This window comes from Kitasatospora sp. NBC_01300, from assembly GCF_041435235.1.
In the GTDB taxonomy this organism is placed as follows: Bacteria; Actinomycetota; Actinomycetes; order Streptomycetales; family Streptomycetaceae; genus Kitasatospora.
In genome coordinates, this window is sequence record NZ_CP108409.1 from 1382972 (window position 1) to 1396195 (window position 13224).

A 13224-nucleotide genomic window follows, 5' to 3' on the forward strand; every position below is an offset into this window, starting at 1 on the left:
CGCTCGCATCTAATGAGTGACCCTTGCGCCCCCACACTCTCCGTCGTGAAAAGGCACCACCATGACCCTCAAGGAACTCCTCCCCGGCAAGCTCGGCTACGGCACCGCCCCGCTCGGCAACATGTTCCGCGCGATCCCCGACCAGGAGGCCGCCGCCACCGTCGAGGCCGCCTGGCAGCAGGGCGTCCGCTACTACGACACCGCCCCCTTCTACGGCGCCGGCCTCGCCGAGGAGCGCCTCGGCGAGGTCCTCTCCGACAAGCCCCGCGACGAGTACGTGCTCTCCACCAAGGTCGGCCGCGTCATCCTCGACGAGCTGGAGGACGGCGCCCGCGAACTCGGCGAGAAGGGCGGCCTGTTCGAGCACGGCAACCCCAACAAGATGCTGCACGTCTGGACCGCCGAGGCCACCGAGCGCTCCATCGAGGACAGCCTCAAGCGCCTGCGCACCGACCGCCTGGACATCGTCTGGGTCCACGACATCGCCCAGGACTTCCACGGCGACCAGTGGCTGGCCAAGTTCGAGGAGGCCCGCACCGGCGCCTTCCGCGTCCTGTCCCGCCTGCGCGACGAGGGCGTCATCGGGGCCTGGGGCCTCGGCGTCAACAAGACCGAGCCGATCGAGCTCACCCTCGCCCTCGACGAGCCCCGCCCGGACGGCTTCCTCCTCGCCGGCCGCTACACCCTCCTCGACCACGAGCACGCCCTCCAGCGCCTGCTGCCGATGGCGCAGGAGCAGGGCGTCGGCATGGTCGTCGGCGGCCCCTACAGCTCCGGCATCCTCGCCGGCGGCACCCACTTCGAGTACCAGGAAGCCCCCGCGCACATCGTCGAGCGCGTCACCCGGCTCAAGGACCTGGCCGCGAAGCACGGCGTGAGCATCAAGGCCGCCGCCCTGCAGTTCTCCCTCGCCCACCCGGTCACCGCCGCGGTCGTCGCCGGCGCCACCAAGCCCAGCCGCATCGCCGAGGACCAGGCGGCGCTCAACGAGGCCGTCCCCGCCGCGTTCTGGCAGGAGCTGCGCTCCGCCGACCTCGTCAGCCCGGCCGCTCCGCTGCCGTACGGCGCCTGAACCACCCCCGACCCGTCAGGAAATCCGATCATGGCCTCCACCTCCGTCAGCCGCATCGTCCCCGCCTCCCCCGACCAGGTGTGGAACCTCATCGGCGGCTTCGACTCCCTCCCCGACTGGCTCCCGTACATTCCCGAGAGCACCGCCCTCGAAGGCGGCCGCGTCCGCCGCCTGCGCAACCCCGAGGGCGGGATCATCATCGAGCGCCTCGTCGCCTTCGACGAGGCCGAGCGCCACTACAGCTACGCCATCCTGGAAGCCCCGTTCCCCGTCAACGGCTACGTCTCCACGATCCGCGTCCACGCCGTCCCCGGCCAGGAGAACGTCTCCGAGGTCCAGTGGTCCGGCCGCTTCAACCCCGACGGCGCCACCGAGGACGAGGCCGTGGCCCTCTTCACCGCCATCTACCGCGACGGCCTCGACGCCCTCCACACCACCCTCGCCGCCTGAGACCCCGTCCTCCCGCAAGCCCGGGTACGCCCCCCCCCCCCCGCGTACCCGGGCTGCCGGCTCGTTCCGAGCCCCGGAGGGGCCCGCGTCAGACGCGGGGGAGGGCGACGTCGAACGGGCCACCGGCGGTCGATAAGTTGCACTTCGAGGTCCGCGATGCGCTTCTCGGCGAAGCGGAGGTCGGACAGGACTTCGACCGGGGGATCCCCTGCTGATCCAGGAAGGCCTGGAAAGCGGTCGGCGAGCCAGGTGAAGAGGTTTGGCGACTCGTATTTACGAAGAGGGGTTTGATGTTCCGTATTGACTTTGACCGAAACTCGATGCGAGCACCATCCGAGAAGCAGATGACATCTCTCGGATCGACCAGCGAGATGAATCTTCGATACGCACACTTCGAAACAAATGTACAGCTCGCCGCAGAAGGCCTGGATGAGTCCTTCAGGATCATTCCCATCCTGGACTTCATGTTCTGCCTGATCCTGGCAGCCGAAAAGGTGAGACACGGAGAGACGGGAGAAGTTGATTTCACCGAGAACTCCGCGTTCATCACGTTCCAGCCCACAGGGTCGAGCCTGACAATCCTGTGCTCCTGGAACCCTGCGCCGGGCCGATGCAGCACTGACGAGTTCATTCACGGCATCCTCCAGTTTGCCACGGAAGGGCTGGAGTTCATTGTCGGGAAGTATCCGGCCTTCGCGGAAAATCCGACCCGCCACAAGCTTCTGGCGATGAAGACGCGACTGGAATCGGGGCTGGAGTGCCAGTCGCACTAGTTGACCGGCCCGGCCCGCGACCTGGTCGATTGCATCGAACCCTCGGCGGCCCAAGCGAGAGCCCGCCTCGGCTGCGAGGCGGGGCGAATCTCGCACGACAGGGCGACGGTTTTCCTGGACGATGACGGCTGCCGGTGAGCGGGACAGGTGTGATGGTGGACGGGATGACGATGGCGGGGAAGTCGCTGGAAGCGCTGGACGCCGTGGTGTGGGAAGGGCTTGCGACGGGGAACCCCGTCGACTCGGTCGACGATGTGTCGCGGGCGCTCCGCCGGCTCGCCCTCGCGATCTCGACGCCTGCTGGCCGGCGAGCTCCCCGCCATTCCTACTCGCGGGTAACCCGGCAGGGCCCTGTCGGGGCCCTGCCGGAGAGATCCGGCCGGGTCCTGAGGGTCGGGCGGGCGTGCGGGTTCTGTTCGTACAGGATCGGCACCCACCCGCAGATGGGGCGCTCGGGCATGACATGGTGTGCGTGAAGTCGGCAACCGCCACCATCCCTCAAGGAAGAGGTTCTGCATGAGCAGCGACGTGGAGTCATCCGAGAACCCGGAGAACGCCAAGAGCCCGGAGGCCGCGGAGGCTGCCGAGGCCCCCGCGCCCGCCGCCCAGGACGACGTCAAGGCCCGGTTCCTCGCCGCTCTGGAGCGCAAGCACGGCGCCAAGTCCGGTAGCGCGGCCGGCGGCCCCAGTGGCGACTCGAAGATCCACGGCGCTCACGGCGCGGTGGGCGGCAAGCGCAACTTCCGCCGCAAGAGCGGTGGTTGATCAGTCCGGTTCACACCGGTGGCCGCCAGGCCCGGTCCTGACCGGGCGGCCGTAGCTGTACGCGACAGGCAAGGTCTTCGTGCGAGCGGGCCGGGTACGGGGCCTTGCCTGCCGGGGATCGGCCGGGCACGTGGAGAAGGCGGCGCCGGGTGTTCGGCCCTTCGGAGTCGCCCTGTGGGGGGCTTCGTCACGCCTCCGCGATGACCTGAGCTTCGAGCCGATCCTGCTCGGCAACCGCGTCCGGAAGGCGGAGCAGGATCCGGTGCCGGGCGGCGAGCACCCCGAGGACCGGGTACTCCTCGCCGATCCCCACGCCCGGATGCTCGTTCACTACCGTCGAGGTCCCAGGCCTGATGATTTCGATGCATCGGACGATCACCGCGGCAGCCTGCGTAGATGCCGGCCCCGTCAGCTCCAGGCCCGGGGTCGCTGATCGAACTGCCGCGAAATCGGCAGCAGAACTCGCCTGTCCGCTTCCGTCAGTTGATCTCAGACTGGTACAGCCAGGCCTTGTCCCCGGAGGTCGAGCAGCATGTGCTGGAAGCACCGGCCGACCGCGGGACCGTCGAAGCGCAGCATGTCGAGGAGCGGGCCGCCGCGAACTATGAGGGTCCACCCAGGCGTCTTCCGCTCGCCGTCGGCTTTGAGGAAGACGCTCATGCCCTGGTCTGCCAGCCAGTCCAGTATGAGCACCCCGATCCCCTCGGTGCAGTCCTCCTCCCTGAGCCTCGATGCCCACGAGGGCCCGCCTATGGGCAGACCCGCTTCCTCCAGCAGGGGAAGCGCGATACGCACGCACTGCCCCGCAGTGGCTTCCTCGGCTGCAACGCTCTGCCGCAGGCCTGTAGTGACACTTGGCCCCGAGGTGGCGCGGAACACCCACCCGGGCTCGTTCATGAGAGACGGCTCAGCGGCGGCAGAGAGGGTGGCGACCACGCCGTGCTCGGCCAGCCATCGCATGAGGACCAGGATTCCATCCTGGTCGAAGTGCAGATCGTTGTCGGTGCTCGCCAGCCCGATGGCTTCACCACTGCCACGCGCTGGTCCCCGTCGACCACGCATCGATCATCCCTTCGAGCCTCTTCGCCGGCGTCGATGTCCCCGTCACTGCGGAGAGACTACGTCAGGCTTGGCCAGACGTGATCGCCGGGGCAACTCGCCCGCCACAGCTGCGCCGCAGCCCCGCCCTCCGCCTCCCGCGGAGCAGGGCCCGGTTCGTCCTCGTCACCAGCGCCCAGTTCACCCCGCAACTCGGCCACGACCTCCACCAGCACACGGATCAGCCCCTCCGCTCCGCGACCCCCTTCTCAGCCTGACGCTGCGCCTGGCGGGCCAGGTGTAGCGCCTGCTGCGCGGGCGAGCGCCCCGTTGTCGGCGGCTGGACTCCCCGAGCCGTCCGGATGACGTGTTCGTGCAGGCGAGCAGCAGGTGCCAGCAGCACCGTTCGGGCCCGCAGGTCCGCCACCTGGTCGTGGACCAGCCGTTGGAGCAAGTGCCACGGAATGTCCTTCTCCGCGCAGCGGTACTCGCTCCAACTGGTCTTGCCGACGGGGTAGCGCCGGGCAGGATCGCGAAAAGTGACCCCCGACGTCACCTCCCGCACGAACTGGGCCAGGGCATCCGCCTCCTCGGTCTCCTCCTTGAACCGCCCCTGCGGACGTCCAGCACCAGCTACCCCGTGCCCCCTCGTTCCTGCCCTTGTCCGCGGCCAAACCGGATTGTCCGCCGCCCACCTGGCCCTCGATCGGATTCCTGTAGATGGACAATCAAACAGGCCGCACTGTGGAGTCTCACCGGTTCTCCGGCCAACTTGCAGGGTCCCGTGAAGCAGCCGTCTGCGCGTACGAGCACGACCGGCTGAGCGCGCTGGGAAGCCGCTCCGGCCACACCGCGAACAGCGCGGCGCCACCGGGGGAGGCGCCGACGTCGCCGAGCACGCTGGAGAAGTCCCCTCCGAGAGCGTGGCGCCAGGGGGACGGCCACACCGGGGCACGCTGCCAAGGAATCGGAACCGGATCACTCAGCAGGAAGTACGAAAGAAGGAGGCTTCAATGATCAAGCGAGCGGCAGGGGCGGTACTACCCGTTCTCGCGGCGACGATCCTGCTGGCCGCCAGCCCGGCCAGTGCCGCTGGGACCGGCTGGTCGAGTTGCGACCGGGGCCTGTGCGACTACGCCTATGTGGAAGGCGCGATCGGGACAATCACCGATGACAGCGACGATGGCATCGGGGCGGGCCTGGATCTCTACCTCTCCAACGGCGAACCGCACGCCATCACCCTCGACGGCCTGGGATCAAAGGCGCGAACCTACAACTACCGCATCGTGCAGGCCAGGATTTGCAACTGGAACGGCAGCCGCCTCTCCTCGTGCGGGGTTTGGAAGCACTTCTAACCACTCGGGAACTCCGGCGTACCAGCGCCGGCTGGTACGCCGGGTTAGGTCGGGGAGCACCGCACCCACCCCGGCAGCAAACCGGCTCAGCACGAAGAGCAGCCTTTGCGGCAGGCGCGGCGGTGGCCGCCGCATGCACGGGCGGCTCGGCATGAGCGGCCCGACCACCCGTCACGGTAAGCCGCGCATCTACGGCGGCGACGGGCAGTTCGGCCAGGAGCAACACACGCGTTTTCGCAAGTGAGCGGATCCGGCCGTCCCGGGGGCCGGCCTGCCGGCGGACCAGTGGCAGCCTGCCCCCGGGATCGGAAATCCAGCCGGACCCAAAACCGACCGAACATCAATTCCTTTTATTCACCTGACCATTGACGAGACAGGAGTCCCCGGATGGCTGGTTCACGTACCCTTCGCCCGGCAGCAGCCCTGGCCGCCGCCGCGATGGCCGTCACCGCGCTGCTCGCCCAGGCACCCGCCGCGACGGCCGTCCCCGCCCCGCCGGCCCCGCACCTCCGGGCCACCCCGAACCTTCCGCCGCTCCCCCCGGACGCCGCCGTCGTCCCCGGGGCAGCCGTGTACGTGGACCAGCACACCGCAACGGCGGGCACGCTGCTGACCGTCACCCTGTCCCTGACCAACACCGAGTCGACCGACATCAACTTCGTCTACGAGTACCTCCAGGCGACCTGGCCCGAGAACCAGAACCAGAACGCCTACGCCGTCGTCTCCTGCACCGGCGACATCACCGACTGCACCCACACCGACAAGAACGCGGCGCTCCACCTCAACACGCCGATACCCCCGGGAGCCACCCGCACCGTGAAGGTCGGCGTCCAGATTCCCGCGAACCTCTCCTGCTACCAGCAGCTGAACCTCAACTGGGTGCCCTATATCTACTACGAGTTCAACAACGCGACCCAGGCGAAGGACCAGAACTGGCAACAAGGCCTGCCCGCACTGCAGACCACCATCCTCTGCCCCGCCCAACCCGCCTGACCGCCGCCCTGCACACTGCAGTCCCGGAATGGGAGTGCCATGAATTCGGCTCTGCCCCGTAATCGGCGGTAGCGAAGGGGCACCGGCATCGTTGGCATGGCGTGCGAGATGTCAACGAGCTTGTGTTGTCGGCGCTGGTCATCGAGGACGTGGTAGATGAAGCCGGGCGCCTCCCTGGTAGCAGAGGCCCTGGTGCGCAGGGTGGCGGCCGGGCAAGCTAGTTTGGTCGGGTGAGTCTCCTCGATGATGTGGCTGAGCGCGACGGCTGGCGCTGCTGGGTGTGCGACGAACCGGTCGACCCCGACGAGTCGGTGAACGATCCCAGGGGGCCCAGCGTTGACAGCCGGACCGCGGACCGGAAGGCCAAGGTCGCGGAGCGGCTCGCGCACCGCGGGTGCAACAGCCGCAAGGGCGCGGTCAAGGTGGTCATCGCCTGGCCGGACCGCCTGTACGTGGCCGAACCCGCGCCGCTGATCACCGTTGCCGCGAGGCTGGAGCGCAAGGGGGGCCGCGAGATGGTGGGCCGTTGTCCGACCAGGCAGGACGCCCAGGAAGCGGCGGATTGGCTGGTGGACCGGTTCTCCCGACTGGTACCGGGGCTGCCGGTGACCGCCGACATCGAGGCGGGCGGCGGCCAGTTCCTCGTCATCCTGGCCACCGGCCGCCGCTGACCGGGGACCACCGGCGCACACCCGCGTCGAGCTGAACCGTCGGCCCAGACCGACCCGCCCTGACGAAGGCTGACCCACGGACGCGTGACGGGCTGCGACTCCCCGGCTTCGCCCCGATGAGCCTGCTCCTCCAGCGCGCCGGGCCTGCCACCGTCACGATTATCGCGTGACCAGGGCAGTCCCCCCACCCGCCGATCGCACTGCCGGACCCGCCCCCGCGACCAGTTGGTGCGACCGCGTCAGGCCGCCGCGCGGGCGGCCTTGCTACGGGCGGCGTCGAAGACCGCGGGCGGGTTCCCGTAGTAGAGCCACGGGCCGGCGATCTCCCGGCCCATCCCGCGGAAGAGCTCCAGGGCCTGCGCCGGGCGGCCGTTCTCGATCAGGCCGTGGGCGATCCAGCCACGCGCCGGGACGATGCCGGGGTGGGCAGGGTCGGCGGCCGCCAGGTCGGCCAGGGCCGCGTCGAGGGCGGCCGTGTACTCGGTGGAACGGTAGAGCGAGGCCGCGGACTTGTCGCGCAGGATCTGCTCCCAGTACGCCCGCAGCCTCAGCGCGGTCAGCAGGCTGCCCGCCGGCGCTCCGGCGATCGCCTTGTCCACGAACTCGTGCATCAACTCGTTACTGCCGAGCCACTTCTCGCACCAGTACTGCAGCGCGGCGGTGTGCGCGCCGTGGTGGTGGGGCTCGCGGGCCACGATCTCCGACCACAGCGCGCGGTAGCGCTCGTGCGACCAGCCCTGGCCCATCGCGATCGACTGCTGCACCACCCAGGCGTTCGGGTCCCCGGCCGGGGCGAGTCGGATCGCCTCGTGCGACACCTCCGCTGCCTCCTGAAGCACCTGGTGAAAGCCCATGGCCTGCTCGCGGGTCACCTGAGAGGCGTACTTCGCGGTGCGGATCTCCCACGCCCGCTTGACCAGGGCGTCGGTATGCACCTGGGCGGCCTCGGGGTTGTCCGGCTGCTCCTTGCGCCACTGCCGGAGCCAGGTGTCGTCGGTGGCCGCGAGGTCGCCGAACGGGTTCATCCGGGCGTAGCGGGTGCTCCAGTCACCGTCGCCGTCGGAGAGGTAGGCCGCAGCGGGTCGCCAGTCCCCGGCCTTGGCCGCACCCAGCGCGGCCCGCGCCGCCGGGTCGGCGGGTTCGCTGCCCACTTCGACCAGTTCGGCGCGCGGCACCAGGCCCGTTGCGGGCGCATCGTGGCCCGCGGTGGCCTTGCGGTGCTTGTTCAGCCAGAGGCCCAGCCTGATGAGGAGGACGAGGAGGGTGACGATGACGAACGGGTGAGGCATGGACCTGCTTCTCTATGGAACTTTGTCGCACAGGTGTGCGTTTGGTGGAGATCGTATCGTTCGGACACTGAGCCATGAACGGGTTTTCCGGGGCCGACGCCCGCGCAGTACGACAGGCCCCGTCTGAGCGGCAGTCAGCACACGTTTGCCGAACAGCCCAAGGCCACCGGGCGTAGCGCACAGGCCGCTCTCACCTGCGAGGCCGGCGCCTACAAGGTTTGCCGTACCTGGCAAAGGCAGGACGGTGCGGGTGCGTACACCCTGACCGGAGTCCGACGGCCCACACCCCGTGAGCGGCCCCGCACGTGAACCCCGGGCCTCCCGGTTTCGTGCGGGGCCGTCCGCGTCCCTACTCCCACCCCGCTCCTGGGGACCAGCGGAGCAGTCGATATGGCTGCTCCACTGGTCCCCCACGGCCGGGCTCACAGGACCGGAAGCTCGACGACCCTGCATCACATCGCGTCCCACCTACCACACAAGCTGGGACGACTTCACCCGAACCGTTCGACAGCAACGCAGCCGGGGACCGCGACGGTGGTTCTCAGGGAGGCGTGGTTCAGCCGCACAGGGCCGCGTCGACGGCATCCTCGGTTGGCTGCAGGTCCGCTTGGCTGGTCGGGTCGACGGTCATCGTGACGCTGGCGGCGCGTCCGTCGTCGGTGGCGGCGCTCCAGGTTCCGTAGCCGGGGATGCTGCCGTTGTGCCACCAGACGGTCTTGTGGCACGACAGCTGTGTCCTCATGATCCCCAGCCCGTAGGCGTAGCCGGGCACGCCCGTGGGGACGGTGGTGCGCATCTGCTCGAGCGCGGGGCCGCTGAGGAGGTGGCCTTCCTTCATGAGCTCGGAGAAGAACCGGGTGAGGTCGGAGCCGGTGGAGACCATCGCGCCCGCCGCCCAGGCCGCGGAGGGGTCGATCTCGGCGACATCGCGCAGCGGTCCGTCCGGGCGGTCCTTGTGGTAGCCCTGGGGGTGGGGCCCTCGAAGGGTGGTCTCGGCGGGGGAGGGGAGGTAGGTGTGGCGCAGCCCGATCTTCTTGACGATGCGCTTGTCGACCTCCTCGGCAAGGGGCCGTCCGGTGACCTTTTCCACGATCATCCCGGCCACCAGGTAGTTCGTGTTGCTGTACCCCCAGCTCGTTCCCGGGGCGAAGACGGCTTCGTGTCGCAGCGCGATGCCCAGGGTGTCGCGGGGGGAGAGGTAGCGGCGCTGGAGGATGTCGTCGGTGACGTCGTCCTCGTAGTCGGGAAGTCCGCTGGTGTGCTGCAGTAGTTGACGCATCGTCATCTTGCGCCCGTCGATCCCCTGCCCGCGCAGGAGGCCGGGCAGGTAGGTCTCGACCGGGACGTCGAGGCGGATCCTGCCCTCGCCGACCAGTTGCAGCACGACTACCGCGGTGAACGTCTTGGTGACGCTGCCGATCCGCACCTCGCCGTCCCGGGGCACCTTCGCACCGGTGGCCAGGTCCCCGACGCCCGCGGCATAGGTACGGGTGTGGCCGGCCCGGTCACGGACGGCAGCCAGAGCGCCGGGTGCGTGATCGGGGCCCACCATGGCGTTCAGACGCTGCTGGACGGCGTCTGGCCTGGCTGCCCCCGAGGCGGCGTCGGCGGACGGGGCGAGCGCGCCGAGGGCGAGGGCCCCGATGGCCACGGCGACGGCAGTGTGAGTCGTCCTGCGGCGCGGGACGTGGAACCGAAGCGGCATACGTGTGTTCATGGAAATGTCACCTCTGATGGTGTGTGCGGTTTGGGTGTTCGCCGGGGTTTCCGGCGCGGTCAGTGCCCGGAGAGGTTGCGGCGGACGCACTCGACGTACTGGTGGAGGTCGTCGGGGCGGTAGCACTCCTGGGTGTGGTTCGCGTACCAGGCGATGAAGACGGCGGCCAGGACGGACGCCGCGATCGCGGCGAGCGAGAGCAGCAGGCCGACGAGCGCGCGGCCCCGGCCGGTGCCGGTGCGCCCGGACGCTCGCAGGGCGACGGTGCCCGTGGCCAGGCCGACGGCGCCGAACAGGCCGCCGACGACCGCGAACGAGGTGAACAGGCCGAGCGCGCCCAGCACCACGGCCGCCGTCGCCGGGGCGTTGCGTGCTGCTGCTGCTGCTGCTGCGGGCCGGGCGGCCGCCGTTCCAGGGGTGTGCATCCGCTGTCCTTCCGTGATCGGCCCGGTCGCTCCGGGCCTGACCGATCCTGGAACACGGCGCCCCGTGCGCGCCTCCCGGTCGGGAGGGAAACCGCGCTCCCCCGATCGGGGGAGGAGGCGGGGGGACACGGGACGTCATACTTGGCGTCCATGACCTGGGGAATCCGGCCGTTGCTACGCAGTTCCACAGACACGGGCATGCTGTTCGCGTTCCTCTGCGCGGCGGCGAGCACGGTGCTGCTGTCGACCCCGGTCAGTAGTCACTGCCACAGTGCCAGTGGAGGGGCCGGCGGATTCGCCAGGGGCTCCGACTCCTGGCCGTTGGTTTCCTCCGACGTCGGCGAATCCGCTGCCGTCAGTTCCAGCTCCCGAGCTTGGCGTAGCCGGCGGTAGGCATCGCGCTCGCTGACGTAGAGGGCGTTCCCGACAGTGCGGACACCGTTGTTCCGTTGCGTCCGTTCCGGCCATTTTCGGGCGCGGGTGCCCGTACCGGTCGCGCTGGTGGGCGGGATGGCCCGTGGTCTGTTCCGCTGCCTGGGCGGTCTCGATGACCGGTCGGAAGGCAGGGGCCAGCGATGCCCAGGAGCGCACGGTCATTCACGGCGGTGGCCACAGTCTGCTCTGCACTCATCGGTGTGGTCGGCCTCCTCGCACCGTCTGCGCAGGCACAGGCGCAGGTCGAGGCGCTCGTGCTGGCGTCGGTACCGCAGGCGCCTGCGGCAGCGGAGGCGGGCTCACTGTGGGACAGTACGCGGCCGAGCACGAGTGGCTCACCGTGTTCCAACTGCCCTCATACGCGCCGGATCTCAATCCGGTCGAGGTCTTTGGTCGCTCCTGCGGCGCGGCCCGACGGCGAACACCGCTTTCACCGACCCGGACCATCTCACCCGCACCCTCCGGCGAGGCCTGCGCCACATCCAACTCCGGCCCGCCCTCATTGCGGATGCTTGGCTGGCACTGGCCTGTCACTCACTCACCCCACTGAACCCACGACCCGTCAAAGATTCAGTGGCGACCTCTCAGGTTCCGTCGCCGCCACCGGAAAGGGCACTGAAGCCGTACGAGTCGCCCTCGGAGCGGGCGACGGTATCCCTGGTGGCACGGCCATCGAGCAAGCCGGCGCAGGCGGCGAACTCCGGCACCAGCAGACGCAGCGCCCGGCGCCCGTGAAGCGCGACAAGGAGTCCGATCTCCCCCGGCCCGGCCGGCGCGGCACCGGGAAGGGGATGCAGGCGGCGCATCTCGCGCAACAGCTGGTGCCCGGCCAACGTCCGCGCCGGGGCGCACAAGACAGTGAGCGAGAGCACGGCCAGCGGCAGACCCGTCCAGAGGGCTTCCTGCGCCGCGATGGTCACGGCCGCACCGCCTGCTGCCATAGTCAGCAGGCCAGCCGCTGTCAGCCGAGCTCGGCCGCATCGCAGGCCACGTCCGGCCAGTTCGGCGCGCACCTCTTCCCGAGCCCGCCGCACAGCCGGAGCGGCGGCGATATCAGCCAACGACAGCTCCCGGCCGAACGCCGTCCACACGGCCCGGTGCAGGGAAGTCGCGTCACGTCCGGGGCCGGTATGCACCACCCGCCGAAGCAGGCCACGCCGACCGACATCGATCGCCCCCGCAAGGTGGAGTTCCACCACGGCCACTGTCAGTGCGGCCTTCGAACCGCCCCGCACTCCTGCGGCACCGGCCACCGCCAGGCCGTCCGTCCGCCCCCTAACAGGCAGCCACCGCAACAGCCCCGCACCGACAAGCCCGGCCACCACGCACACGAGACCGATCAATCCCATCACGCCCCCCGTCAACGGACAGCAGGCCCTCCCCGGTCCGCCCCCAGAAGAATGACACGGCCGGATGACCGCCGCTCAGCAGTCAGGCCCCAACTCTGCGCCTACTGCATACCACCGGCAAATCGCAGGGAGCACCATCTGTCATCACCGACAACACGACGAAAACCTCAGTAGTGCACGTCAGTACGTGGAATTTGGGGCCGGACGTCCAAGCTGCAGAACCGAGGTCCGCTGTCGGAGGGGGTGGCCACTCCCTCCTCCGTCACCGAGTCGACCGACGGGAGGCTGACGGTGGTCGCGCATATGTGGAACGGCCCCTCGTGGTTCGCCGAGATCTCCGGGCAGGTCCCGGGCGGCGGCTGGGGCCTCTGTTGTGGCTGCCGCAACGGCTGTTGCGCCAGGGGCTTGCCTTCGGCGGGTCCCGCGTGACGGGGCCGGGGAACGGGGGCCGGACGCCTTCGCTGTTGCCGCCGTCCGGCCGCCTGGCCACCGCCTCCGATCTGTCGGGGCGCTGCTGGAAGGACACGGGGGAGTGCGCTCGGCTGCGTGGCCTCGGTGTGGTCGACGACTACGCGGACCTGTCGGGTTGGCGGGCCTGAGCCGGGGTGTTCGGCGTGCTGGAGGAGCGTACCGGTGCGTTTGCCGGCGGCTGGCCTGGGCGCCGGATCCGTCCTGGCCGCTGGCGCCAGGTGCTGCCGTCCGGTGTCGGCGGCGGCCCTGTAACGGCCGTGGCGAGCAACGTGTTCGCGGGCGACGGCCACCTGGGGAATCCCTTGGGCCGGTGCAGGGCCGGCCGATGAGCCGCGGTGGTCGGCTACGGGCCGTCGCCCGGCGGGTGGGCACGTCGGTCCGTCCGCCGGGCTTGTGGGCCCCGGTTCTGCGCCGGTCCGGG

Annotated in this window: 13 protein-coding genes and 1 pseudogene; 8 read left to right on the top strand and 6 right to left on the bottom strand. The window is 69.8% G+C overall.

The annotated features are described in order from the left end of the window. The first annotated feature begins 61 nt into the window (after window positions 1-61). The 4 genes from OG556_RS39485 to OG556_RS39500 all read left to right on the top strand — a co-directional run bounded on the left by OG556_RS39485 (window position 62) and on the right by OG556_RS39500 (window position 3060). Entirely contained in the window at window positions 62-1072 is a 1011-nt protein-coding gene (locus OG556_RS39485; RefSeq protein ID WP_331745262.1) for an aldo/keto reductase, read from the top strand. Window positions 1073-1102: 30 nt separating this feature from the next. Further along, complete coding sequence (locus OG556_RS39490; RefSeq protein WP_331745264.1) at window positions 1103-1522, top strand: SRPBCC family protein; 420 nt, start codon at window positions 1103-1105, stop codon at window positions 1520-1522. A 290-nt stretch (window positions 1523-1812) separates the two neighbouring features. Continuing rightward, window positions 1813-2295: a hypothetical protein gene (locus OG556_RS39495; protein ID WP_331745266.1), complete on the top strand. Its 483-nt coding sequence runs from the start codon at window positions 1813-1815 to the stop codon at window positions 2293-2295. Window positions 2296-2811: 516 nt separating this feature from the next. Then, window positions 2812-3060: a DUF5302 domain-containing protein gene (locus OG556_RS39500; protein WP_331745269.1), complete on the top strand. Its 249-nt coding sequence runs from the start codon at window positions 2812-2814 to the stop codon at window positions 3058-3060. A 187-nt stretch (window positions 3061-3247) separates the two neighbouring features. On the opposite strand, the gene OG556_RS39505 is transcribed toward OG556_RS39500, so the two are convergent. After that, the gene (locus tag OG556_RS39505) at window positions 3248-3391 is read right to left on the bottom strand and encodes a hypothetical protein (RefSeq protein ID WP_331745271.1); all 144 of its coding nucleotides are present in this window, start codon (window positions 3389-3391) and stop codon (window positions 3248-3250) included. A gap of 158 nt (window positions 3392-3549) precedes the next feature. Continuing rightward, window positions 3550-4020: a hypothetical protein gene (locus OG556_RS39510; protein WP_371523167.1), complete on the bottom strand. Its 471-nt coding sequence runs from the start codon at window positions 4018-4020 to the stop codon at window positions 3550-3552. A gap of 1091 nt (window positions 4021-5111) precedes the next feature. Here OG556_RS39510 and OG556_RS39515 point away from each other — a divergent pair. The 3 genes from OG556_RS39515 (at window position 5112) to OG556_RS39525 (ending at window position 7117) form a co-directional block, all read left to right on the top strand. Beyond that, entirely contained in the window at window positions 5112-5453 is a 342-nt protein-coding gene (locus OG556_RS39515; RefSeq protein ID WP_331745277.1) for a hypothetical protein, read from the top strand. A gap of 387 nt (window positions 5454-5840) precedes the next feature. Then, window positions 5841-6446, top strand: coding sequence for a hypothetical protein (locus tag OG556_RS39520; protein WP_331745278.1), 606 nt, complete (start codon window positions 5841-5843; stop codon window positions 6444-6446). A 230-nt stretch (window positions 6447-6676) separates the two neighbouring features. Then, window positions 6677-7117: a hypothetical protein gene (locus OG556_RS39525; RefSeq protein WP_331745279.1), complete on the top strand. Its 441-nt coding sequence runs from the start codon at window positions 6677-6679 to the stop codon at window positions 7115-7117. 239 nt (window positions 7118-7356) lie between these two features. On the opposite strand, the gene OG556_RS39530 is transcribed toward OG556_RS39525, so the two are convergent. The 3 genes from OG556_RS39530 to OG556_RS39540 form a co-directional block, all read right to left on the bottom strand. Next, on the bottom strand, window positions 7357-8406 hold the full coding sequence (locus tag OG556_RS39530) for a hypothetical protein (protein ID WP_331745281.1): 1050 nt from the start codon (window positions 8404-8406) through the stop codon (window positions 7357-7359). Between the two features lie 556 nt (window positions 8407-8962). Next, on the bottom strand, window positions 8963-10123 hold the full coding sequence (locus OG556_RS39535) for a serine hydrolase domain-containing protein (protein ID WP_331745283.1): 1161 nt from the start codon (window positions 10121-10123) through the stop codon (window positions 8963-8965). 59 nt (window positions 10124-10182) lie between these two features. Continuing rightward, entirely contained in the window at window positions 10183-10548 is a 366-nt protein-coding gene (locus OG556_RS39540) for a DUF4190 domain-containing protein (RefSeq protein WP_331745284.1), read from the bottom strand. A 760-nt stretch (window positions 10549-11308) separates the two neighbouring features. Here OG556_RS39540 and OG556_RS39545 point away from each other — a divergent pair. Further along, window positions 11309-11519: pseudogene (locus OG556_RS39545) on the top strand (IS630 family transposase); the annotation flags it as partial. A 48-nt stretch (window positions 11520-11567) separates the two neighbouring features. Here the strand turns inward: OG556_RS39545 and OG556_RS39550 are convergent. Next, window positions 11568-12332, bottom strand: coding sequence for a TIGR04222 domain-containing membrane protein (locus OG556_RS39550; RefSeq protein WP_371523170.1), 765 nt, complete (start codon window positions 12330-12332; stop codon window positions 11568-11570). Window positions 12333-13224 lie beyond the last annotated feature (892 nt).

Excerpts from the sequence above, each read along its gene's own strand:
- OG556_RS39485 (WP_331745262.1), top strand. The coding sequence starts at position 62 with ATGACCCTCAAGGAACTCCTCCCCGGCAAGCTCGGCTACGGCACCGCC.
- OG556_RS39490 (WP_331745264.1), top strand. The coding sequence starts at position 1,103 with ATGGCCTCCACCTCCGTCAGCCGCATCGTCCCCGCCTCCCCCGACCAG.
- OG556_RS39520 (WP_331745278.1), top strand. The coding sequence starts at position 5,841 with ATGGCTGGTTCACGTACCCTTCGCCCGGCAGCAGCCCTGGCCGCCGCC.
- OG556_RS39550 (WP_371523170.1), bottom strand. The coding sequence starts at position 12,332 with ATGGGATTGATCGGTCTCGTGTGCGTGGTGGCCGGGCTTGTCGGTGCG.
- OG556_RS39515 (WP_331745277.1), top strand. The coding sequence starts at position 5,112 with ATGATCAAGCGAGCGGCAGGGGCGGTACTACCCGTTCTCGCGGCGACG.
- OG556_RS39495 (WP_331745266.1), top strand. The coding sequence starts at position 1,813 with ATGTTCCGTATTGACTTTGACCGAAACTCGATGCGAGCACCATCCGAG.
- OG556_RS39510 (WP_371523167.1), bottom strand. The coding sequence starts at position 4,020 with ATGCGATGGCTGGCCGAGCACGGCGTGGTCGCCACCCTCTCTGCCGCC.
- OG556_RS39540 (WP_331745284.1), bottom strand. The coding sequence starts at position 10,548 with ATGCACACCCCTGGAACGGCGGCCGCCCGGCCCGCAGCAGCAGCAGCA.
- OG556_RS39530 (WP_331745281.1), bottom strand. The coding sequence starts at position 8,406 with ATGCCTCACCCGTTCGTCATCGTCACCCTCCTCGTCCTCCTCATCAGG.
- OG556_RS39500 (WP_331745269.1), top strand. The coding sequence starts at position 2,812 with ATGAGCAGCGACGTGGAGTCATCCGAGAACCCGGAGAACGCCAAGAGC.
- OG556_RS39535 (WP_331745283.1), bottom strand. The coding sequence starts at position 10,123 with ATGAACACACGTATGCCGCTTCGGTTCCACGTCCCGCGCCGCAGGACG.